Raw genomic sequence first — 22,872 nt, forward strand, 5'->3', positions numbered from 1 at the left:
CGCGGCCTTATTTACTTTTCCCCGGTCTTTTCGAAGTTTGCAAAGCCTTCGGCGAAGTCGGGGTGCCATCGGGACAAGGGCGGACGGTTCTGGGTGATATCCTCGACATTCCACGCGATCCGGCGCGCGTCGCGGGTTTGGTCCACGTCATTGTCCGGGCAAAGGATGTAGAAATCCCCGTCCGCCATACGATGGATGAAATGATCTATTGTTTGCTCGCTTGTCCAGGCCCCGGCAGGCTTTTCCGGCAGAAAGGCGGCGATCATCCCGGTGTAGGTAAAGCCCGGAACGAACAGATGTACCGATATCGGTGCGCCCGCCTCGCGCAACTCATGCGCCAACTGCTCGCTCAGCACTTTCACGGCGGCCTTGCTCACATTGTAGCCGGGATTGCCGGGCGGAGTCGTGATACCCTGCTTTGATCCGGTATTGATCACGACTGCCGGCCGGTCCGCCTCGATCATGCGGGGCAGAAAGGCCTGAACGCCGCGCAACACGCCCAGAAAGTTGATTTCCAGCAGTTTCAGCCAGTTCTCCATCTCCGACCACGCTTTGGTCGGCAGACCGACCCCGGCATTGTTCATGAGAACTGCAACCGGACCGGTTGCAAAGGCCTTTTCGGCCAGTGCGTCGATGTCTTCCTGTTTGGAGACATCGGTGGCAACACCAATGACCTGCGCACCTTCAGCAGTGCTGGCACTGACCTCTGCCACGGCCTCGTTCAGCTTGTCCCCCGGCAAATCCGCCAGAATGACGCTAAGCCCGCTTTGCGCAAACCTAAGGGCAGCAACGCGCCCTACACCGCTGGCCGCCCCAGTGACAACGGCGACACCGCCTTGTTCAATTGCCTTTTCATACATCGCTGACCTCTGGTTTACTCGGCAGCCTCCAGCGCGGCATCCAACTCAGCCGCCTTCTTCTCGACCTGTTCAACAATATGGTCGATCATCTGATCGTTCGACATCTTATGGCTGGCCTTGCCGGCCAGATAAACCATGCCCGAGCCTGCCCCGCCGCCGGTAAAGCCGACATCTGTCATCAGCGCCTCACCGGGGCCGTTCACGACACAGCCGATGATGGAAAGGCTCATCGGGGTCTTGATGTGTTCAAGACGCTGTTCCAGCGCTTCGACTGTCTTGATCACGTCGAACCCCTGCCGCGCGCAGGAGGGGCACGAGATGATGTTCACCCCACGATGGCGCAGGCCCAGCGATTTTAGGATTTCGTATCCTACCTTCACCTCTTCGACCGGGTCAGCCGACAGGCTGACACGGATCGTGTCACCAATGCCCATCCACAACAGGTTGCCCAGACCGATTGCGGACTTGATTGTACCCGAGACAAGTCCGCCAGCTTCGGTGATCCCTAGATGGATCGGGGCGTCCGTTGCTTCGGCAATGCCCTGATAGGCCGCTGCGGACAGGAACACGTCGCTGGCCTTTACGCTGATCTTGAAATCGTGGAAATCATTGTCCTGCAGGATGCGGATATGCTCCAGCCCGCTTTCGACCATCGCCTCGGGGCACGGCTCGCCGTATTTTTCAAGCAGGTGCTTTTCCAGGCTACCTGCGTTCACGCCGATCCGGATCGAACAATTGTGGTCGCGCGCGGCCTTGATTACTTCTTTCACCCGTTTCTCGTCGCCGATATTGCCGGGGTTGATCCGCAGGCAGGCAGCGCCGGCTTCGGCGGCTTCGATGCCGCGGCGGTAATGAAAGTGGATATCGGCCACAATCGGTACTGGGCTTTCGCGCACGATCTCTTTCAGTGCTTTCGATGACGCCTCGTCCGGGACCGACACCCGCACGATGTCCGCGCCGGCCTCGGCTGCGGCTTGCACCTGTGCCACAGTGGCCGCCACATCCGTTGTCAAGGTGTTCGTCATCGTCTGAACCGCGATCGGTGCATCACCACCTATGGCGACATCTCCGACCATGATCTGACGGGATTTGCGGCGGTAGATGTTACGCCACGGACGAACGTGATTGAGCGACATGAGGACGGGTCCAGAACAGCCAGAGTTGCGACTTTAGATAGTCTGGCAACAGCACTATCGCAATGGCAAGATCACTCGGACGGAGTTTCCGCCGCCTGTGTCTGCAACTCGGCTACCAGTTGTTTGAGCGCACTGTTCTGTTCTGCCTCAAGGTCGGCAACCTGGAACCGCTCTGCCACCGCGTCTTTCGACAGCACGACACCCTTGGTGACTGTACCGGGTGCCCCAACAGGCCCGAAGTGTTCACCGTTCATCGAGAAGTAAACCGCGCCCGATGCCCCTGCCCGCAATTGAGGCGGTTCTTCGGTCAGCGGCACTTCGAATGTACTGCCTTTTTCGACCGTGCCCAGCGTCCCTTCGAACAGAATGCTGCCATCCGCCGCCGTGATCCGCATCCAGGATGGGTTCACAGCTACGATCTTGAGGGTGGTGTCGATCTGTTCGACCACCTGCGGCAGCGCGGGGCGTTCGACAGTGTGAACTTCGGCCAGCTGAATTTCGGGCAGCTCCGGCGGCCGGAAGGCGCCCACTTCCCGCGGATCAAGGGTCGAAATCGGTGCGTCACGCGCGACCAGAACCGGAACGTCCAAAGCCTGCGGGCGATAAAGGCGGTCCAGTGCCTCGGCGCTGGGTGTCTCCAGTGCCGCCACTTCCTGAACATCTTCTTTCGAACGCGCGGCATCCAAGGGATCAAGGTCTGACAGAACAACCGGTGCCTGTTCGACCGGGCTGACCTGAACCTGCTGAATCCTATTCAGAACCGACCAGCCGCCATATCCAATGCCGCAGATGACAGCCACAAGAACCAGTGAAGATCCTATGGCACGCGGCTCGATCTGACTTACGAACGATTCCCTGCCGGGCAGATACGGTGTGTTCGGAGAAATAAACGGGTCACGGCCCATCGGTCCCCGGGATGGCAGATTGCCTGTACCCTTGCGGATGACCGAAGCTTCGGCCGACATGCCGTGCGCAACCTCGAACCCGCTTTCCTGGCAGAACGCGGCGAAGGTATCATCCGGGTTCATACCCAGATAACGCGCGTAAGAACGCACATACCCGGCGATAAAGCCGGGCGTGTCGAAGGCGTCAGGGTCGGCGTTTTCTATCGCGGCGATGTAGTTGGCTTTGATCCGCAACTCGCGCTGAACATCCAGAAGCGACTTGCCCATTGTGGCGCGTTCGCCACGCATCACATCACCCAGCCGAACCTCGTAGTCGTCAAAACCCTTCGGTCTGACGTCGGTATCCTGTTCGGAATCGCGCTGAGATCTGCGCCCAATCATTCCTGCTGCCCCATTCTGCCTTCGCGTGTGTTTCACGCTAACGGCGAATCATCCCCAAAACGATTCGTCCGATGCTTTTGTTGCCGTTAGCTTAACACGCGTCAAACACGTTGCACACTTTGGTGTTAGATTAACCCGCAAGTTCGGCGCGATTTAGCGCACAATGTGACCAAAGTTCGTCCATAGCGTGTACAAGGCGGTCCATTTCGTTCGGACCATGCACTGGAGAAGGGGTAAACCGCAGACGCTCGGTTCCACGGGGTACAGTTGGGAAATTGATTGGCTGCACATAAATGCCGTAATCGTCCAACAGCATATCGCTCAGCTTTTTCGTGTGCACCGGATTTCCGACAATCACCGGAACAATGTGACTGCCGTGATCGATCAATGGCAGACCAAGCCCCTTAAGCCGCAGCTTGAGGATACTTGCCTGCGTCTGATGCTGCTCGCGCAGTTCGGGCGCCCGCTTCAGGTAAGCAACCGACGCTGCCGCCCCGGCTGCAACCGCAGGCGGCAGAGAGGTTGTGAAGATGAAGCCCGGCGCATAAGAACGCACGGCATCGCACATTTTTGCGCTGGCGGCGATATACCCACCCATCACACCATAAGCCTTGGCGAGCGTTCCATTGATAATATCGATGCGATGCGCCAGGCGATCACGTTCGGTTACGCCCCCGCCGCGCGGGCCGTACATGCCAACCGCGTGCACTTCGTCGACGTAGGTCAGCGCGCCGAATTCATCGGCCAGATCGCAGATTTCTTCGATGGGGCCAAAATCGCCGTCCATTGAATAAACGGATTCGAACGCAATCAGCTTGGGCGCGGCCGGGTCGTCAGCCTCCAACAGCTCGCGCAGATGTGCGACGTCGTTGTGACGGAAGATCCGCTTGGCCCCGCCGTTGCGGCGCACGCCTTCGATCATCGAGGCATGGTTCAGCGCATCGGAATAGATGATCAGACCGGGGAACAGTTTCGGCAGCGTGCTGAGCGTCGCATCGTTGGCGATATAAGCACTGGTAAACAGCAGCGCGGCTTCCTTGCCGTGCAGGTCAGCCAATTCAGCTTCCAGCCGTTTGTGGTAGACCGTCGTGCCTGAAATGTTGCGTGTTCCGCCCGAGCCTGCTCCGGCGGCATCCACCGCCTCGTGCATGGCGTCCAGAACAACCGGGTGCTGACCCATCCCCAGATAATCGTTGCCGCACCAAACAGTGATGTTTTGCTGCGAGCCATCCGGGCAAGTGCGTACAGCATGTGGAAAATGGCCCTTGCGACGCTCAATGTCGATAAAGGTCCGGTAGCGCCCTTCTTCATGTAGCTTGGCAATCGCTGAATCGAGCTGAGCTGTATAATCCACCGGTCTCTCCTTGCACCCCGATCTGGTCGTCCACAACCGGGTAACTTACTTTATCAACTGGCACCTTTTCAGGCCATAGCGGCCAGGTTCCCTACCCCGTCTGCCTAACCGTGTTGCGGGGCGGGCCACTTTGATTTGCATCAACTATCCCCTATCACAACGGCAGACAAGTAAAGTTACGGCCATCAGACGCGAGGAAACGACGCAGGCCGCCGTGTTTGGCGCTTCGATTTCATCAGTATAGACCAAATTCCCGTCGATACACACTGGACGGCGCGGCCAGCGCTGATAGGCTCCGCGCAAATTCACAACCATTCAGGAGAAAGCAATGTCGCTTGACGCTGTTCTGAGCAGGATCGACGACGATCTGACCACTTCTATCGACCGTCTGATGGAGTTTCTTCGCATCCCTTCGATCTCGACAGACCCGGCCTTCAAGGAAAAGGTCGATCAGGCGGCAGACTGGCTGGTATCCGACCTGCAAAGTATCGGTATCGACGCCGAAAAACGCGTGACACCTGGTCACCCCATGGTTGTCGGTCATGTTGGTGACGACAATGACGCCCCGCATGTTCTTTTCTATGGTCACTATGATGTGCAGCCGGTCGACCCGCTAAACCTCTGGAACCGCGATCCCTTCGACCCGGCGCTGGAAGACACCGAACATGGTCAGGTCATTCGCGGGCGCGGCTCTTCGGACGACAAGGGCCAGTTGATGACCTTTGTCGAAGCTTGCCGCGCCTGGAAAGCGGTTCACGGGAAACTGCCCTGCCGCATAACGTTCTTTTTCGAGGGTGAAGAGGAGTCTGGATCGCCATCGCTGGTGCCGTTCCTTGAGGCCAACAAAAAGGAATTGCAGGCTGACCTGGCCCTGGTTTGCGACACTTCCATGGTATCTCGCGGTGTGCCTTCGATTGCATCGCGGTTGCGCGGAATGCTGAAAGACGAATTCACCGTCGTCGGCCCCCGCATCGATCTGCACTCGGGCCACTATGGCGGCCCGGGCCTGAATCCTTTGCGGGAGTTGTCGAAAATCGTCGCCTCTTTCTATGACGATGAAACTGGACGCGTTTCGGTTGATGGCTTCTATGAGGGCGTCCACGAAGTTCCCGCCGATCAGTTACGCCAATGGGAGGGCTGCGGATTTGACGAAGCCGAATACCTGAACTCGGTCGGGTACACACAGCCGCACGGTGAAAAGGATTATTCCACGCTGGAACAGCAATGGGCGCGCCCCACGCTTGAGGTGAACGGGTTGTGGGGGGGCTACAACGGCGCGGGATCGAAAACCGTTATCCCGTCCGAGGCGCATTGCAAAATCACCTGCCGTCTGGTGGGCGACATGGACCCTGACGCGTTGCGCAACAAAATCCGCAAACATGTCGAAGACCGCCTGTCACCCGATGCCAAAGTTATCTGGGACAGCGATCTGGAGGGATCCCCTGCTTCGGTCATGAACCTTGACCGCCCTGAATTCGAAGCGGCGCGCGGCGCGCTTTCGGATGAATGGGATCGCGAAGCGGTCTTCACCGGCATGGGCGGATCGATCCCTGTGGTTGGCTATTTCAACACGGTTCTAGGATTAGATTCGATGCTGGTCGGGTATGCCAATGACGATGATGCTATTCACTCACCGAATGAAAAATACGACGTGAAAAGCTTTCACAAAGGCATCCGCTCATGGGCCCGTATTCTTGACGCCCTGACCCGCTGAACCGGTTTTAGGCGAGGCTCTGCCTCGCGCTCCGGGATATTTGGGGCCAGATGAACTGGGGATCCTTCATTCATCTGGCTCAAAAATATCCCCGGGGAGTCGCCCATAGGGCGGCGGGGGCAGCGCCCCCTGATGCGCTACATGTGGATTACGCGCCCATAGGCATCGAGAACGCTCTCATGCATCATCTCTGACAGGGTCGGATGCGGGAAGACCGTGTTCATCAAATCTTCTTCCGTGGTCTCCAGTTGACGCCCCACAACATAGCCCTGGATCAGTTCGGTAACTTCCGCGCCGATCATATGAGCCCCCAACAGTTCGCCCGTTTTGGCGTCGAAGACGGTCTTGATCAGACCTTCCGGTTCACCCAAAGCGATGGCTTTACCGTTACCGATGAAGGGGAAGCGGCCGACTTTTACGTCATACCCAAGTTCCTTTGCCTTGGCTTCAGAATAGCCGACAGATGCAACCTGCGGCTGGCAATAGGTGCATCCCGCAATGCTCTCAGGTTTCACCGGGTGTGCGTGCTGACCTGCGATCAAGTCTGCGACCATGACACCTTCGTGACTGGCCTTGTGCGCCAGCCAGGGCGCACCGGCGATATCACCAATCGCATAAAGACCATCGACTCCGGTGCGACAGTATTCGTCCGTCACAACATGGGTTCGGTCAATTTTGACGCCCAGCGCCTCGAGCCCCAGGCCTTCAACATTTCCGACAATGCCCACGGCAGAAATCACGGTATCAAAATCGTGCTTTTCGACCTTGCCCTTGACCTCGATATGGGCCGTGACTTTACCCTTGGCGCGATCCAGTTGCTTGACCATGGCTTTTTCCATGATCTTCATGCCCTGCTTGGTAAATGCCTTCTTCGCCAGACCGCTGATTTCCGCGTCTTCAACCGGCAGAACCCGATCCATGACTTCAACTACGGTCGTGTCGGCACCCAACGTGTTGTAGAAGCTGGCAAATTCGATGCCAATTGCGCCGGAACCAATGACCAGCAACTTTTTCGGCATCCGCGGTGGTTGCAGCGCATGCTTGTATGTCCAGACCAGATCGCCGTCGGCCTCGAGGCCCGGCAGTTCGCGCGCACGGGCACCGGTGGCCAGGACGATATTCTTGGCGGTCAGTTCCTCGGTCCCCTTGTCGGTTTTGACGCTGACTTTCCCTTTGGCAGGGATTGTTGCCTCACCCATCACGACGGTGACTTTGTTTTTCTTCAGAAGATGTCCAATTCCGCCCGACAGTTGGGCTGCAACGCCGCGCGAGCGTTTGACGACCGCGTCGAGGTCATAGCCGACCTTATCCGCGCTCAGGCCGAAATCCTTCGCGCGTTCCATCAGATGGAAAACTTCGGAAGACCGTAGCAGCGCCTTTGTCGGGATACATCCCCAGTTCAGGCAGATGCCCCCCAAATGTTCACGTTCGACAACAGCGGTTTTCAGACCCAGCTGTGCGCCGCGAATGGCAGCGACATATCCGCCGGGACCGGCACCGATTACGATCAGATCAAAAGATTGTGCTGCCATGTGTTCCTCTCGGCGCAGGTCGATTGAAAATTAGTTTACCATTAAACTATTCCCCGCAATGCATCAATATGCCGTCTCCGCGACAAAAGCGACGCAAGGTCATCCAAATCGAAAGACGCGGATTTCTGCCTATACCGACGGAAGAACGGGCGTTAGAACAAAAACGGCGGAGTTCTCCGGCCTTTTCTGATCAAGCTTCAACTGAAAGATGACTCATGGCCAAAACGCTTAAAGATCTTGTACTTGCCCTGCTGAACGCGACTTTGCTTCTGCTGGCGCTGTGCCTGTTTTTGGGATGGAAACTGGCTTCGACCCTTGAGGGGATAACAACCGGGTTTGCTGAAAAGCTGCAGGTCGTGGCCCCCCTGCAGGAACAGGCACAAGGCATCAGGGATGAGATCAAGGGGTTGAGGGATGAACTGACACTGATCCAGGTAAATGGTGACGTTCTGGATAGCGCTGTAAAACTACGCGTGACAACCGCACTGGATCGTTTGCAAGAAACACAGGATCGTCTGCAATCGGTTCAGGAGCGCTTCACTGATCTGTCAGAGTCCCCGGACGAGTTGATCAACAATGCAATCCATACATCTGCCGACGCTATCGCCGACAGAGTCATCGCGATCCGTGAGTGTAAACCTGCGTCCTAGCTTGCGGCCTGCAATTCGCGAACGGTGGACCCGTAGCCACCTTTGCTTACATAAGCAGCCTCATGTTCCGTCATCTGCCGCGACAACGCTTCGTTGCGATAGGGAAAGCGACCGAACTTGCGGATTACTTCGCGATGCGCGCGCGCGTGCAACAGGTTGCCCGGATTGCATTCGCTGAGGTTCTGACAAATCAGGCGTACACACCGTTCCTGATCACACAGATTTTCCGAATGCATCATCGGAAGATAAAAGAACTGCCGGGCGGGTTCATCAATCTTCAAATCCCAGCCTTTGTCGACCGAACATTTCGCAGCCGCCAGCGCTGCACGATCCGTCGAGAATGCCTTTCCAGAGCCCCGGAACATGTTTCGCGGGAACTGGTCCGTCAAAATGATGTAGGCCAAAGCACCGCTGGGATAGGTGAGCCAAAGAGAAAACTTGCCCTCTTTCGCGGCTTCCCAGGTTTTTAAGAACTTGTCCCGGATTTTCGCGTCCAGCGCGTCATCCTGAATATACCATCCTTCGGGGCCAACTTCATCTAACCAAAAACTCAATACTTCTTCAGGCGTAACCATTGCCGTCACTCCGTGCATTGTCCTCCCCAGGGACGTAACGTCATTTAAGGCCGTTTTACAGAAGTGTTACAGTAACATATTGCAACACTTGCGACATAAATCTGTGTCCTAGGCATCAACCCGCTCAGCCTGCTCGGCTTCGGCGGCTTCGATGGCAACCTCCTGCGCCAATTCAAACGCCACAGGCGAAGCCGTCGGGTAAAGGGTCGACATGGTGCCAGTTTCGTCGACCGGTACAGAAGCGCGCTGTGTCATACGGTATAGCGAATAGAAGGCCATCACGAATAACAGTGCGGCAATAAACAGAAAAAAGCCCGGTGGCCCGAAGATCGCATCACCCATCAGCCAACCGGTGATCAGCGGGCCTGCAATTGCTCCAAGCCCGTTGATGAATACAAGACCGCCGGATGCGGCGGGCATGTCATCGTGGTCCAAGAAGTCGTTCGTGTGGGCAATCAGCAGGGAATATAGCGGGTTGGACATTCCGCCGATCAGGAAGGCCGCGCCCAGAAGGATTGGAAACGATACGCCGAAAAGCATGGCCACTGTTGACCCGCAGCCACCCAGCGTTGCGACGACAAGGATCAGCACACGCCGGTCCATACGGTCGGAAAACCAACCCAACGGGTATTGCAGTACCATCGCGCCGATATAAAACGAGGCGACAAAGGTCGAGATTTCGACCAGCGAAAGCCCTGCCCGCGCGCCGTAAACGGCGGCCATGCCGAACTGAGCTGAAAAGACGCCACCCAGCAGGAACATGCCCACGCAGCCCAGGGGTGATATCCCCATTAGCTGAAGCAACGTCATGGGTTTGGCGGTGTCAAATGCCGGGGTCGGTGAAATCGACAGCAAGATGGGCGCAAAGGAGACCGAAACAAGGATCGATGCGATCACGAATGTCTCATAGCCTGCCGGGTCGCCGACCAGCATAAGGGCCTGAGCACTGATGATCCCCGCCATCTGCACAATCATATACAGCGACAGCGCCTGCCCGCGGTTTTCATTGCTGGCCGCGTTGTTCAGCCAGCTTTCAGCGGTCACATAAACACCGGAAAAGCAGAAACCGATTACCACGCGCCCGAGAATCCAGGCGATCGGATCGGTCAGCATCGGGTACATGATCATCACAGCCGAGATGAACGAGGCCAGCGCCGCAAAAACACGTACATGGCCAACTCGCCGGATCATTTCCGGCGCCAGACGGGACCCACCCAGAAACCCAAGGAAGTATGCCGACATAACAAAGGACATCTCGAGGGTCGAGAACCCTTCGATTTCGCCGCGGACACCCAGGATTGTACCCTGCAGGCCGTTGCCGATCATCAGCAACCCCATACCGAGAAGAAGCGCCCATGCGCTGGAAAGAACCTGAAGCATCGGGGCCTCCGAAAATTGCCAATCTATCTGTCCGCACCGCAGTCAGATCAAAAAACACTCTGATCGTGCTTGTCTATGATATTGCCAGCGCCTGATCCAGCGAACGCGCCATTCACGGGATTAAAAGCGACGCGTCTCCGTACGAAAAGAAGCGATACTTCCGGGCGATTGCGTTCGCGTAGACCTTGCGCATCCGATCCTGTCCCATCAGGGCCGAAACCAGCATCAACAAAGTGGATTTCGGCAAGTGGAAGTTGGTCATCAGCGCATCTGTGACGTTAAAACGAAAGCCGGGATAAATGAAGATATCCGTATCCCCTTCCCAGGCTTCGATCTCGCCATTTCGGGCCGCGCTTTCGATCAGACGCAATGCAGTGGTTCCCACAGGAATGACCCGCCCGCCCGCGGCTTTGGTCGTCCGGATATCGGCGGCGGCTTCGGCACTGACCCTGCCCCATTCTGCATGCATCTTGTGGGTTTTGACATCCTCGACCTTGACTGGCAGGAAGGTTCCGGCCCCGACATGCAGAGTGACATGAGTGATCGAAACACCCCGGTCCGCCAGCGCCTGCATCAAGGGTTCATCGAAATGCAACGACGCGGTCGGCGCGGCCACCGCGCCCGAATTTCTGGCCCAGATCGTCTGATAATCGGTCTTGTCTTGATCGTCCGCCGGACGTTTCGCTGCAATGTAAGGGGGCAAAGGCATCGCACCGGCCTGTTCAAGCGCCGCATCGAAATCCTGGCCCGTCAGGTTGAAGCGTAAAAAGGCCTGTCCGTCTGCGACGGTCTCCAGCGTCGCGCTCAGTTGGTCCGAGAAGCGGATTTCCTCACCCGGCTTCACCTTCTTCAACGGTTTGACCAAAGCGGACCATGTGCCATCGGCCTGCGGATCCAGCAAAGTCGCCTGGATCGCGGCCGATACCGGCCCCTGCGCGCTGTCGCGATGGCGGTGTCCGTTCAGGCGTGCGGGGATCACGCGCGTGTCATTCAGCACCAGCCTGTCGCCGGGCTCCAACCAATCGGGCAGATCGAACACATGCCCGTCCGAAATTGAATCCCCCTGCGCCACCAGCAAACGGGCCGAGGAACGCGGGCTGGCGGGCCGCGTGGCAATCAGGTCTTCGGGCAGATGGAAATCAAAATCGCTGAGTTTCATGGCCGCGCCATACAAGGCCGCGATAGATTCGGCCACAGTTGCGTTCAATGATCTTTTGGCGGGGAACCGTAGGTGCGTTTGGGTTCATCCGGCTTGGGCGCCTGGGCATTCGGGCCATCCGACACGGTGGGTGCAGGGGCACGCATCAGGTCCCGCAGAAACAGGGGCGCCAGACCCGACAAAGGATTCACCGAAACCTTGGGATTCGTCAGCGGCCCCTTCAGCGTGTAGTTGAAGCCAAAAACACCTTCACCCTTTCGGGTCAAAACGCTACCGATGGCATTCACCAGATAGATGGGTGAGATCGCCCCGCGCAAATTCAGTCGCTGGGTTACCGTATCAATGCTTCCGTCAAAAGAAAGGCCCATCGACGGCCCAACCGCGCTACCGCTGAGCACCTTGATCTCTGTCGGCGTGATCCGCATCCGGCTGTCGATTGCCGAAAAGAAAATGCCCTGACCCGCCATCTCGTCTACCAGCCCCACCAGGCTGATGGCGTTCAGAAGCGCCGCCATGGCTGGCGCATCCTTGATCCGCGTATCTACGATCTTCAGGATCACGTCATAATTTCCGGGACCTGCTACCGGCTCAAGTTGCAGGTCAAATCCTCCGCCACGCGCCTGCGTTATCACTCCGGCCGAGCGCAGGACCGCCCCCGCGTCCTGTGATTTCAGGGTGACGGCGCTGCGCCCCGCGCGCGGCGTGACCTGCCCCTGTACAGTTGCCCCGCCATTGACCTGTGCAGTGAAACCACCGTTGACGCCCCCGGTTGTTGCAAACGCGCCTTTGAAACCGGTCAATGCAACGGCTTCCGTGATCTGCAGACGATCCAGCGCGACGTTCAGTCTTGGCCCGGCCCCTGCACCACCACCGCCACTGCTTTGGCCAAAGGTTGCCTTTGCCATGTTCATGACACCGCCCAGCACCCGAATGTCCGGGGCCCCGGCCCCGCGCGCGATCAGTTCGGCAGGCACGGCCAGCCAATCACCCAAATCGAACGAGCTGAAGCTGACCCGGTCGAACGCCCCCCCTTCGCGGAACGAAATCGACGCCTTGCTGCGCAGCCCTGCTGCGTCGATCTGCAACTGATCCACCTTCAACTGATCGCCGAGCGTCGCTTCGACATCCATCGTGCCCGCGCTTCCGTCAGCTTTTCTCCAACCAAGTTCCGGTATCGCCAGACCAACGCCGACAAGATCAGACGTCGCCGTCAACCTTGGCGGCTCTCCTCCACCGATACCCAAATCGAAATCGGCCGTCCCCTGCCCGGTCAGCATCCCGTTTGGCAGGCCGGCCTTGAGTTCATCCATGAGACGGGGTGAGAGTTCAATCTGGCCGCTCAAGGTGCTGCGCTGCGCACCGCCGGTGCCAATCGGCTGGTTCCAGCGCGCCTGTACCGGCACAGCACCGAACAAACCGTAACCTTCAATGGCAATGTCGTTCTGATCACCGGTCAGCGTCAGACGGTCCGCGCTGACGGTGAAGCCGGGCACCAGCCGGTCGCTGAACAGGTTTCCCAGCTCACCGGTGAAATGAAACTCGGTATCCTCAAAATCCAGCCCCTTTTGCATTGGCAAGGCCAGCGTGCCTTCAACCGTCAGGTCGCCATCCGCCAGTTCAACCGGCAGATTTGCCTTGCTCATCAGTTGCAATGGTGGGCGCTCCAGCAGTGACAGGGCCGCCGTTGTGCTGCCGCTTGCCTGAATACGTGCGATGGCCGGAGAGGACTTCTTGATACCTGTATCAGGAATAATGAAGGACGTGCCCGATGCGTCCACGGGCCCACCTACGTCAGGGATCACGACCCCGCTTTGCGCGGTCACGGTGAACCGGTCGCTCAGCAGGCTTGCCTGCCCGTGTGCGTCCTGGACCGGAGGCAACGTTTTTGCAAATCGGACAGTCGTTTCACTGAACCCGAAGTCCAGATAGATATCGGGCTTAACTCCCGGTTTTAGCCGCAAAGCAAAATCCACGTTCGAAAGATTGCCTTGGTAAACGTTCTCGGAGACCCATTTCCTGGGTTTGGGCGCCAGACGCTCGGGCCAATAGTTCAAAAGATCGTCGGACGGCATTTTATCCAGATGAGCATCCAGCCCACCGGCCCAGCCATCGGTCAGACCTTCCAGCCGCCCCGACGCAAGCAAACGGTGGCTGCCATCCTCAATCACCATCTGGCCAAGTCGCAGGCGAAATGGGGCAAGCTTCATCTGGAAATCAAGCTCGGCACGCGACAGTTCGAGCGTCTTGGGAAACAAATTGGCCGGGTTGATCCGGATGGCACTCAGCCTTAGCTGCGATGACAGGCTTTCAAGCACATTATTTTCCAGACCGTGCAAAAACGCCTTGCCGTCGGCATGTACGGACCCCCATGCCGACTCGATTGACACCTCGTTGAAATCCAGCGTCTGGCCTTTGGGATCGTAGGTGAAATAAGTGCGCGCGGCTTCAAACGGGATCGGTTTGATATCCGCTGTAGGCTGCACAGCACCCGCCCCAAGGTTCAGCGTCGCAAACACCGGACCCAAAGCACCTTCGGTATCGAAACTGCCGCGCAACGCGCCAGAGATCGCGGTCTTGAGCACCTGCAACCACGACAGTGCCAGACTTTGTCCGGCAATATCCTCGGAGGGCAGATCAGTAATGGAAATGCCGAAACTGGCCTGCGGCGAACCCAGTGTACTTGTGTAATTTGCCTCGATCGTGCTGGCGTAATCGCGCCCGGTCAGTACCGAAAACCCGGTGGCAAGCCGCATCTTTCCCGCGCTGCGAATGGCCTGAATGTGGCCCCCGTCCAGAACCCAGGACCGGCCCAGGCGCAAATCCTGGTAGCCCAGAGTGATCGCATCCAGTTCCACCGACGTCAGAGCGGACAGGAGCGGCGACAGGAATATCTCGTCGGCTTCCTCGATCAGCTGCGCCAGATCGGGCGCCTCTTGAACCGGCGCGCTGCCGGAGCCGACGGTCAGTGTCAGCGCACCGTCCAGCCCCCGGGTCAGGTCGATCTGGGCACCGCTGAGCATGATACGCTTGGGCCGCACGTTACCGCGCAACAGGGGGCGCATCGCCAGGCTGGCTTGCAAGTCAGAAACCTGTGCGATTTGCTGACCTGCCGCATCGCTGATACTTACGTCGCTCAGCCGCAATCTGGGTCGCCACCCTTCGTGGATAACGAAAGTGACATCCCCAAAGCGGATCTGCAGCCCGCCCAGCGTCCTCTCCAGACGTTCTTCGACCCGGTCGCGCAGCCAGGCGGGCGCATGCATCGTCTGGCCCAGAACCATGAATCCGGTGAAAAGACCCAACAGAACCAACAGCGCGACACCCCGCATCGCCCAAAGGCTGGCGGCGCGGCGACGTGACCGCCGGCGTGGAGGCTGGCTGGCCTCTCCGGTCTGCTGTTCTTCGTTTTCCGTCAAAGCGTTCACTACACCTTTCAACCTGCTCGTGCCGCCCTATAGTCCGCTAAACCGAACTTGACCAATTCAACGGAGTTTCCAATGCCCGATGTTTCAGACATAGCCCCCGATTTCGCCCTGCCACGGGACGGAGGCGGTGAAATTACCTTGTCGGACCTGCGCGGCCAAGCCGTCGTCTTATTCTTTTACCCCCGTGATGATACGCCGGGCTGCACCAAGGAATCCATCGGTTTCTCGGAACAACTTCAGAGCTTTGCGGAAGCTGGCGCTCAAGTTTTCGGCATCTCGAGGGACAGTGTGGCCAAGCACGACAAATTCGTCGCCAAGCATGGACTGACCACACCGCTGTTGTCAGACGAGGGATCAACCACTTGCGAGGACTACGGGGTCTGGGTGGAAAAGAACATGTATGGGCGCAAATCCATGGGGATCGAAAGATCAACCTTTCTGATCGACGCTGATGGTCGGATCGCCCGGGTCTGGCGCAAGGTCAAGGTGCCCGGTCACGTCGACGAGGTGCTGGAGGCTGTACGCGCACTTTAGGTTCGGCCCCCTCGACCCAGGCGACCATACGGTCTATCAACCGCGCGACACCAGGCTACTGCGGAGGATACCCGTGTCCGACACGCTGACGACGATGGCGACCGAAGTTCTGAACACGGCAGATGGGCGGGCCAAGACCGCGCTTTCCAAGCGCCATGCCGCCGCATGGTTTGCTGCCCGCAAGGGTGAAGCGCCGCGGATTGAAATCGGCACCGCCACGCCACCTCTGAACCCGGCACGGCCTGAAAAGCCCGAACTTCGGTCGCCGCGCGACGTACCCAAACGCCGCCCCGGCTCCGAGGCCGGTCGCATCGCGCTGTTACACGCAGTGGCCCATATCGAGCTGAATGCAGTGGACCTCCACTGGGATATCATCGCCCGGTTCGGTCACATCTCCATGCCGATCGGGTTTTATGACGATTGGGTCAAATGCGCCGAAGAGGAGTCGCGCCATTTCGAAATGGTCTGTGATTGCCTTGAACAGATGGGCAGTTTCTATGGCGCCCTGCCCGCCCATGCCGGAATGTGGCGCGCGGCTGAAGATACGGCCGACGATTTGATGGGGCGGCTGGCCGTGGTGCCAATGGTGCTGGAGGCACGTGGTCTGGACGTCACGCCGGGCATGATCGAAATCTTCCGCAAGGCTGGTGCAGATGAAGCCATCGCCGCGCTTGAGGTGATCTATGCCGAAGAGGTCGGCCACGTGGCGTACGGCTCGAAATGGTTTCATTTTCTGTGTGGACGCGAAAACGCCGACCCAAAAGACGTGTTCCACCAGCTTGTCCGGCGCTACTTTCATGGCAGCCTGAAACCACCTTTCAACGAAGAGAAACGCGCCGAAGCCGGGCTGCCCCCGGATTTTTACTGGCCCCTCACTGAAGAGATGCCATTGCCGGGAAGCACATGATCTGGGGGCCAATGCGGCTGTTTAGGCAAAATCCCGCCGACAATTGGCCCATTACCGGCTGTTAAGTTGTCTCTCCGGTCAACAAACTTGCCCAAATCGAACCGGCCCTCTATGCACTTCGCCCAAGGGACGGCTATCACTCACGACCGGTCCCCAAAATGGGGACGAGAGAGGGAAGACGCGTGCGAACACGTCTGGCAATCAAAATTCACTCACTGCTCGAGCGGCACTTTCCCGAGCGCAGAGTTTTTCTGAAATCCGACCAGGACACCCGGTTCATACGGCTGAGTTCCGAAACCCAGATTGCGGCGGTTGCCGGTGTGGCCATCATGGTCGGCTGGACCGCCGTTGCCACGGCGATCCTGCTGATGGACAGTATCGGGTCGGGCAATTTCCGCGATCAGGCAAGGCGCGATCAGGCGACATATCAGGAACGGCTGAATATCATCTCGGAAGAACGCGACGCGCGCGCACAGGAGGCATTGGCCGCGCAGGACCGGTTCAACGCCGCGCTTGAGCAGATTTCCGTCATGCAATCAGAACTGCTGGCATCGGAAAATCGCCGCCGTGAATTGGAAACCGGGATTGACGTGATCCAGACCACGTTGCGCGCGACGATGAAGCAGCGCGAAGAGGCGCGAACCGAGTTGGCCCAAGTGCAACAGGGCACCGACGGGGGCGACGTCTACATGGCCGCTGCCGCGAACCCCGCGCAAATGGGTTTCATGACCGAAGCGCTGGCGCGGACGGCGCAGGAACGCGATCAGATCGCCGCCAATGCCCGCGATGCGTTGGATCAGCGTGACGAGCTTGAACTGGAAATCCGCCTGATGCAGGAGCGCAGCGACGAGATTTTCCGGCAACTGGAAGAAGCGATGGTCATTTCTGTCGAGCCATTGGACAAGATGTTCCAGCAGGCAGGTATGCCCACAGACCGTATCATCGAAGAGGTCCGGCGCGGATATAGCGGTATGGGCGGTCCGCTGACCCCTTTATCCTTCAGCACGCGCGGTGAGGAGTTATCTCCGGAAGAAATCCGCGCGAACCGTCTGCTGCAGCAGATGGACCAGTTGAACCTCTACCGTATTGCGGCGGAAAAAGCGCCCTTTGCGAGCCCGGTGCGTGCCGCGGTGCGATACACCAGTGGCTATGGCACCCGTCGTGACCCCAAAACCGGTGGGCGCCGCATGCACAATGGTGCAGATTTTGCCGGACCGCACGGCACGGATATCTTTGCCACGGCCGATGGCGTTGTCACCCATGCGGGCTGGCAGTCAGGCTTTGGGCGGCTGGTAAAGATCAAGCACGCGTTCGGACTTGAGACACTTTACGCTCATAACACAAAGATCCGCGTGAAGGTCGGTCAAAGGGTCTCGCGCGGGGATCATATTGCTGATATGGGTAGCACCGGACGGTCAACCGGCACGCATCTGCACTATGAGGTGCGGTCGAACGGGAGACCTGTGAACCCAATGACTTACATCAAGGCTGCGAGAAATGTTTTCTAAGAGCAAAATCAACGAGCCCGGTTCCAAGGCACCTGAAGCGGCCAAGCCGGCCGCCCCGGCAACGCCGGCAGCACCCACCTCGACCGAAACCAAGGCCAGCACTCCGCCCAAGCCGAAGCCACCAGCATCGGTTCTGTCGTCGGACCTGCACATCACAGGCAACATCAAAACGTCCGGCGACATCCAGGTGGAAGGCACCGTCGAAGGCGATATTCGCGCCCATTTGCTGACCATTGGCGAGACGGCCACCATCAAGGGTGAAGTGACTGCCGATGACGTGGTGATCAATGGCCGCATTGTCGGCCGGGTCCGCGGCCTGAAGGTCCGCCTGACTTCGACCGCACGGGTTGAAGGCGACATCATCCACAAGACCATCGCTATCGAAAGCGGCGCGCATTTCGAAGGTTCGGTGCAACGTCAGGACGACCCTCTGAACCCTGGCCGCAGCGGCAAGTCGGGCGCAAACCCGGCAGCGGAAGTCAGCCAGTAACCTCTGCTGAAACAGAAAATGTCTGGAAAACGCCGCAGCAACACTGCGGCGTTTTTCTTTGACTGCATCTGGGCCTTCTAGGTCTCACGCTGGTTCCACGTGGCATTGGTTTCTATGATTCCCGCAACTGCAGTTGCCTTTTCGGCAAGTTCTGCCTTGGTGTCGTCTGCAAAAGCCAACTTCTCAAACCTCTGATGCATCTCTTTTGAAGTGTAGAAGTCGAATATTCTGGAGTTGTTCGGGCTTGGCCAAAAGGCGGTGATCCAAATCGCCTCGCGACCAGGTACGCGACCGGCGCACCAGTCGTTCCAGAAACGGCAGACCAGCTTGTCATCGGCAACATCCGCAACCTGCGCCAGCAGGGTTTCCAATGGCCACCCACCCAGGCTGAACATACAGATCGTATCATCCAGGTAATCATGCCCTTGCCGGTCGATCTCGCGCATCAGGAAGAGGCGCTGAAACCGATCGAGCACATTCCATTCCTCGGCTGACCAGTTATCCGGGTTGCCGGTTTCAAACCGGCTCAGGCTGACTTCAAGCCCGTTCGAGCTGACGTCTTCATCACATGCCAGCACTTCCAGTATACGTGGCAGGAGATAGGCCCAAATTATCTTATCGACGCCTTTCGGATCACATGCCGCAAAGAACCAATCCCGAATATAGTGCAGAGGCAGATCTTCAATACCCGGATTGAAGAAATCCGCTTCGATGGACGCCTCCATGCAGCACCCTTCGCAGACGCCGGTTCGTGTTGGCTTGGGGTAGGAAAAAACGCGATATGCATCTTCGATGACACCGGCGAACGAATGGTCCCCGGGCAGTTTTGCACTGAGAGGCATTTTCCGTTTTTGACCCATCCAAGATTTGACCTTGATCGCAATCGACTGAACAAGACATACCGCTGAGGTCCGGTCACTGAAACACTCATCAGGTATCTACATAGAATCTCGAGCCTCGGATGTAATGCGCTTGCCGCAGTCGGCAACTGGCGGCGGTCAATAGAACATCAACTAAGGATGCTTATGCGACGCGGGTTTCGCGCCCTCTATGCTCAGGCGATTGAGTAGCGCAGCCAGAGCGTCCTCGATGGTCTGTTGAGTGCGGCCCGCTTTCGCAAAAAAACTCTCCGATTTCATTAGTTTCACAAAACGTGTTTTTTGAATTATCCTGAAAATCATTGTTTTCTGGAGGACTTTTGATGTCATCAAAACTAATGGCAGAGTTTTTCGGCGCCTTCTGGTTGGTGCTGGGTGGGTGCGGCAGTGCGGTACTTGCTGCAGGTGTAGCTGATGTTGGTATTGGCTGGCTGGGTGTTTCCTTTGCGTTCGGCCTGACCGTGCTGACAATGGCCTATACGGTCGGGCATATTTCAGGCGGACATTTCAACCCTGCCGTCAGCCTGGGGCTTATGATTGGCGGGCGGTTTCCGGCCAAGGATCTGTTGCCCTATTGGAGCGCGCAGGTGGTCGGCGCGATTGTTGCGGCGATTGTTCTGTATATGATCGTCAGCGGTGCACCCGGTTTTGAAGGCGTGGGCGGGTTTGCATCGAACGGGTACGGTGATGCATCGCCCGAAGGGTATTCGATGATGTCCGCACTGATCATTGAGATCGTTCTGACGGCGTTCTTCATTCTGATCATTCTGGGTGCGACGTCTGCCGGCGCGCCTGCGGGTTTTGCCCCGATTGCAATCGGTCTGGGCCTGACTCTTATCCACCTGATCTCGATCCCGGTCACGAATACGTCGGTCAACCCGGCGCGGTCGACCGGTGTGGCGCTGTTTGCGGATGGTCCGGCGCTGGCGCAGCTGTGGCTGTTCTGGGTCGCGCCGCTGATCGGGGCCGCGATCGGAGCAGTGATCTGGAAAGTAATGTCCCCGGAAGACTAGGGTGAACTCTGTCGGAGGCCGTTAAGGGCGGCCTCCGACCATCCATTGCCCGTTCGGCCAGAAGGCATGAAAGGCAAAGGCAAACATGACATCGTGGACAACGTCCCTGCCCTTGTCATCCCGCACGCGGATCGATCCGATATCACGCCCTTTTGCAATCCGCCCCGTGTCCAGCGCCGAGGCCTGACCCGGTGACCACCGTATTGTCAGCCCCGCTTCCTGCACTTCATGTTCTTCGCTCAGGCGCGTCAGGGGCCACGCCTTGTCCCCCACCCGCACGACCCGTTCAAGCGGTGGAATACCGTGCGGCGGGTCTTGTCCGGAGTACAGAAACGGTCGACGCGACGTGTCATAGCCCCGATAGGGGTTGCGCCCATAGTCGCGGTTGTAGGCGGGTTCAGCCATCACCAGCCCGTCGGGATTGCGGGCGCTGAAATCGGCCCAGCTTTCCATCCAAACCGGCAAAGTCCTGAGTTCGCGACCTGTCATGCGTCCGACAATGGCCTGACCCGTCGCCTGTTGCCACCAGCTTTGGGTTTCGCGGTCATACATCACCATATCGGAATGACGTAGTTTGCCGGTGACGCCAAAACTCAACACACGATTGGACAATCGCCGATCAAACACGATGGCCGAGTTGCAAAGCGGGCAAAATGTAACGGCGATGGGGGTGCTGCCGATACGGTCGTTCACGATCTCATGCCACATCAGATAGCGGATTGGATAGGCGCGTGGCGCGTCTCCCGCCAGTTCCACAGTTATCACAGGTTCGACATCTGCAAGCGAGCCAGTGGAAACGGGGACAAAGCCGGGATTGTCCAATGCCGGAATCCCATCTTTCGGCGGACCACCAGACCGGATTTCGGACCAGTTCGCTATTGCGGATTTTCTGAAATCGGTCTCCGGCCATTCCGCGCGCCATTCATCAGGGCCGGCTCCTGTGGCGGTGGCCCAAATCATCAACGCACATGTAAAGAGAACGCGCATCAGCCCACCTCTTGACGTTCTGTCATGCTGACGCAGCTTTCCCCCTTGGACCAGACCGATACACGCAAAATTGAATGCACCGGATCGGGGTAAAGAAGCTTCCGCTGGCACCCAATTCTGTTTCTATCAAAAGCCAGGGCCATGTGCCGTCATAACCGGCGCACCAGTCAAGGAGGCGATCCTGACGGATTATTCACAGGCAATCGCCGATGCGATCCCTGCTGCTGCAATGTTAACATTGAAAGATGTAAGCCACTTCGCTTCGCTTCAGGCGCCGGAAGCTCATACCGTGCGATCCACGATTTAATCGATGGGTAGCGGAATGGGAAAACCCGGCGCGAAACAGCGCCGGGTTTGAGGTATTACTCGGTCACGGTGACTTTTTTCATCACGTCAGGCTGTCCGATGACGGCACCGTTCTGCCCTTCACCGCGTTTGATCGCATCAACAACATCCATGCCGTCCGTGACTTTTCCGACGACCGTGTACTGGCCGTCCAAAAACGGACCGGGCTCGAACATGATGAAGAACTGCGAGTTGGCGCTGTTGGGGTTATTACCCCGCGCCATGCCTACAACGCCACGATCGAACGTCACGTCCGAAAACTCGGCAGGCAGGTCCGGACGTTTGGAACCGCCGCGCCCGGCCAAACCCGCGTTGAACTCATCAGAGTTCTGATCGCCGAAATGCACGTCACCCGTCTGTGCCATGAACCCGTCAATCACGCGGTGGAAGATCACACCGTCATACTGACCTTCGCTGGCCAGCGCCGCGATCTGTTCAACATGTTTGGGGGCTACGTCGTCGAACAGTTCGATGGTGATGGTGCCATTGGCCCCTTGACCTTCGACCTTGATCTCAAGCCCGGTTGCCAGCGCCGGGCCGGCAATCAGAGCAAAAACTGCCGCCAGCTTATGCATCGGCCGCCACCTTGACGCTGACCATCCGGTCGGGGCTTGCAGGCGGCTCGCCGCGGGTGATGGCGTCGACATGCTCCATGCCTTCGATAACGCGGCCGTAAACAGTGTACTGGCCGTTCAGGAAATGATTGTCCTTGAAGTTGATGAAGAACTGCGAATTCGCCGAGTTCGGGTTCTGTGACCGGGCGGCGCCCAGCGTTCCCCGGTCGTGGGGCAGTTTCGAGAATTCCGCCGGAACGTTCGGCAGGGACGAACCGCCGGTACCTGCCATACGCAGGTTGAACCCGTCTTCCATGTCGCCATGCTGTACGTCGCCGGTTTGCGCCATGAAGCCGTCGATCACACGGTGAAAGGCCACGTTGTCGTATTCGCCCGCTCGCGCCAGTTCCTTCATCCGCTCACTGTGTTGGGGCGCCACGTCCGGCAGAAGCTCGATGACGACATTGCCATCCTTCAGTTCGATGATGATGGTGTTTTCGGGATCCTTGATCTCGGCCATTTGGCCCTCCTGTCGTTTATCTTGCGCAAATACCTATGATGCGGGCGCATGAATGCCAAGTGACG

The 22,872-nt window shown here is 58.0% G+C and carries 20 protein-coding genes; 7 read left to right on the forward strand and 13 right to left on the reverse strand.

Features of this window, described 5'->3' with window-relative positions; translation table 11 throughout:
* Window positions 1-11: 11 nt before the first annotated feature.
* The 4 genes from ACR0CG_RS01315 to hemA all read right to left on the reverse strand — a co-directional run bounded on the left by ACR0CG_RS01315 (window position 12) and on the right by hemA (window position 4,636).
* The gene (locus ACR0CG_RS01315; RefSeq protein ID WP_480522488.1) at window positions 12-860 is read right to left on the reverse strand and encodes an SDR family NAD(P)-dependent oxidoreductase; all 849 of its coding nucleotides are present in this window, start codon (window positions 858-860) and stop codon (window positions 12-14) included.
* Window positions 861-874: 14 nt separating this feature from the next.
* Window positions 875-1,996 (reverse strand): flavodoxin-dependent (E)-4-hydroxy-3-methylbut-2-enyl-diphosphate synthase, encoded by a 1,122-nt coding sequence (ispG, locus tag ACR0CG_RS01320; RefSeq protein WP_480522489.1) that lies wholly within the window; start codon window positions 1,994-1,996, stop codon window positions 875-877.
* Between the two features lie 71 nt (window positions 1,997-2,067).
* Window positions 2,068-3,282: a helix-turn-helix domain-containing protein gene (locus tag ACR0CG_RS01325; protein ID WP_170610344.1), complete on the reverse strand. Its 1,215-nt coding sequence runs from the start codon at window positions 3,280-3,282 to the stop codon at window positions 2,068-2,070.
* 130 nt (window positions 3,283-3,412) lie between these two features.
* Complete coding sequence (hemA, locus tag ACR0CG_RS01330) at window positions 3,413-4,636, reverse strand: 5-aminolevulinate synthase (RefSeq protein WP_480522490.1); 1,224 nt, start codon at window positions 4,634-4,636, stop codon at window positions 3,413-3,415.
* 328 nt (window positions 4,637-4,964) lie between these two features.
* Between hemA and ACR0CG_RS01335 the strand changes: the two genes are divergently transcribed.
* A complete protein-coding gene (locus tag ACR0CG_RS01335; RefSeq protein ID WP_480522491.1) occupies window positions 4,965-6,350 on the forward strand; it encodes a M20/M25/M40 family metallo-hydrolase in 1,386 nt (461 codons plus the stop codon).
* A 137-nt stretch (window positions 6,351-6,487) separates the two neighbouring features.
* On the opposite strand, the gene lpdA is transcribed toward ACR0CG_RS01335, so the two are convergent.
* Window positions 6,488-7,882, reverse strand: coding sequence for a dihydrolipoyl dehydrogenase (gene lpdA / locus ACR0CG_RS01340; RefSeq protein WP_170610335.1), 1,395 nt, complete (start codon window positions 7,880-7,882; stop codon window positions 6,488-6,490).
* Between the two features lie 215 nt (window positions 7,883-8,097).
* On the opposite strand from lpdA, the gene ACR0CG_RS01345 reads away from it, so the two are divergent.
* Window positions 8,098-8,532: a hypothetical protein gene (locus ACR0CG_RS01345; protein ID WP_480522493.1), complete on the forward strand. Its 435-nt coding sequence runs from the start codon at window positions 8,098-8,100 to the stop codon at window positions 8,530-8,532.
* On the opposite strand, the gene ACR0CG_RS01350 is transcribed toward ACR0CG_RS01345, so the two are convergent.
* The 4 genes from ACR0CG_RS01350 to ACR0CG_RS01365 all read right to left on the reverse strand — a co-directional run bounded on the left by ACR0CG_RS01350 (window position 8,529) and on the right by ACR0CG_RS01365 (window position 15,071).
* Window positions 8,529-9,107, reverse strand: a complete 579-nt coding sequence (locus tag ACR0CG_RS01350; protein ID WP_170610329.1) for a DUF924 family protein — start codon at window positions 9,105-9,107, stop codon at window positions 8,529-8,531. The two genes, ACR0CG_RS01345 and ACR0CG_RS01350, sit on opposite strands and share 4 nt — an antisense overlap.
* A 108-nt stretch (window positions 9,108-9,215) precedes the next feature.
* The gene (locus ACR0CG_RS01355; RefSeq protein ID WP_170610327.1) at window positions 9,216-10,487 is read right to left on the reverse strand and encodes an MFS transporter; all 1,272 of its coding nucleotides are present in this window, start codon (window positions 10,485-10,487) and stop codon (window positions 9,216-9,218) included.
* A gap of 112 nt (window positions 10,488-10,599) precedes the next feature.
* Complete coding sequence (queA, locus tag ACR0CG_RS01360; protein WP_480522634.1) at window positions 10,600-11,646, reverse strand: tRNA preQ1(34) S-adenosylmethionine ribosyltransferase-isomerase QueA; 1,047 nt, start codon at window positions 11,644-11,646, stop codon at window positions 10,600-10,602.
* A gap of 44 nt (window positions 11,647-11,690) precedes the next feature.
* A complete protein-coding gene (locus tag ACR0CG_RS01365) occupies window positions 11,691-15,071 on the reverse strand; it encodes a YhdP family protein (RefSeq protein ID WP_480522494.1) in 3,381 nt (1,126 codons plus the stop codon).
* 72 nt (window positions 15,072-15,143) lie between these two features.
* Between ACR0CG_RS01365 and ACR0CG_RS01370 the strand changes: the two genes are divergently transcribed.
* The 4 genes from ACR0CG_RS01370 to ACR0CG_RS01385 all read left to right on the forward strand — a co-directional run bounded on the left by ACR0CG_RS01370 (window position 15,144) and on the right by ACR0CG_RS01385 (window position 18,510).
* Window positions 15,144-15,605: a peroxiredoxin gene (locus ACR0CG_RS01370; protein ID WP_170610321.1), complete on the forward strand. Its 462-nt coding sequence runs from the start codon at window positions 15,144-15,146 to the stop codon at window positions 15,603-15,605.
* A 94-nt stretch (window positions 15,606-15,699) separates the two neighbouring features.
* Window positions 15,700-16,512, forward strand: a complete 813-nt coding sequence (locus ACR0CG_RS01375) for a ferritin-like domain-containing protein (protein ID WP_480522636.1) — start codon at window positions 15,700-15,702, stop codon at window positions 16,510-16,512.
* Window positions 16,513-16,694: 182 nt separating this feature from the next.
* Window positions 16,695-18,020 (forward strand): M23 family metallopeptidase, encoded by a 1,326-nt coding sequence (locus ACR0CG_RS01380; protein ID WP_321252372.1) that lies wholly within the window; start codon window positions 16,695-16,697, stop codon window positions 18,018-18,020.
* Window positions 18,010-18,510, forward strand: a complete 501-nt coding sequence (locus ACR0CG_RS01385) for a bactofilin family protein (protein ID WP_170610317.1) — start codon at window positions 18,010-18,012, stop codon at window positions 18,508-18,510. The genes ACR0CG_RS01380 and ACR0CG_RS01385 overlap by 11 nt, the downstream gene beginning before the upstream one ends.
* 77 nt (window positions 18,511-18,587) lie before the next feature.
* Here ACR0CG_RS01385 and ACR0CG_RS01390 read toward each other — a convergent pair whose 3' ends face one another.
* The gene (locus ACR0CG_RS01390; protein WP_480522496.1) at window positions 18,588-19,352 is read right to left on the reverse strand and encodes a hypothetical protein; all 765 of its coding nucleotides are present in this window, start codon (window positions 19,350-19,352) and stop codon (window positions 18,588-18,590) included.
* 359 nt (window positions 19,353-19,711) lie between these two features.
* Here ACR0CG_RS01390 and aqpZ point away from each other — a divergent pair, with 359 nt between their 5' ends.
* Entirely contained in the window at window positions 19,712-20,401 is a 690-nt protein-coding gene (gene aqpZ, locus ACR0CG_RS01395) for an aquaporin Z (protein ID WP_480522498.1), read from the forward strand.
* A gap of 21 nt (window positions 20,402-20,422) precedes the next feature.
* Here the strand turns inward: aqpZ and ACR0CG_RS01400 are convergent, their stop codons facing one another.
* The 3 genes from ACR0CG_RS01400 to ACR0CG_RS01410 all read right to left on the reverse strand — a co-directional run bounded on the left by ACR0CG_RS01400 (window position 20,423) and on the right by ACR0CG_RS01410 (window position 22,807).
* Window positions 20,423-21,388, reverse strand: coding sequence for a DUF3179 domain-containing protein (locus ACR0CG_RS01400; protein WP_480522499.1), 966 nt, complete (start codon window positions 21,386-21,388; stop codon window positions 20,423-20,425).
* Window positions 21,389-21,750: 362 nt separating this feature from the next.
* Window positions 21,751-22,308, reverse strand: coding sequence for a peptidylprolyl isomerase (locus ACR0CG_RS01405; RefSeq protein ID WP_480522501.1), 558 nt, complete (start codon window positions 22,306-22,308; stop codon window positions 21,751-21,753).
* Window positions 22,301-22,807: a peptidylprolyl isomerase gene (locus tag ACR0CG_RS01410; RefSeq protein WP_170610303.1), complete on the reverse strand. Its 507-nt coding sequence runs from the start codon at window positions 22,805-22,807 to the stop codon at window positions 22,301-22,303. The genes ACR0CG_RS01405 and ACR0CG_RS01410 overlap by 8 nt, the downstream gene beginning before the upstream one ends.
* Window positions 22,808-22,872: the final 65 nt, after the last annotated feature.

The sequence above is a fragment of the Ruegeria sp. AB8 genome, from assembly GCF_056542605.1.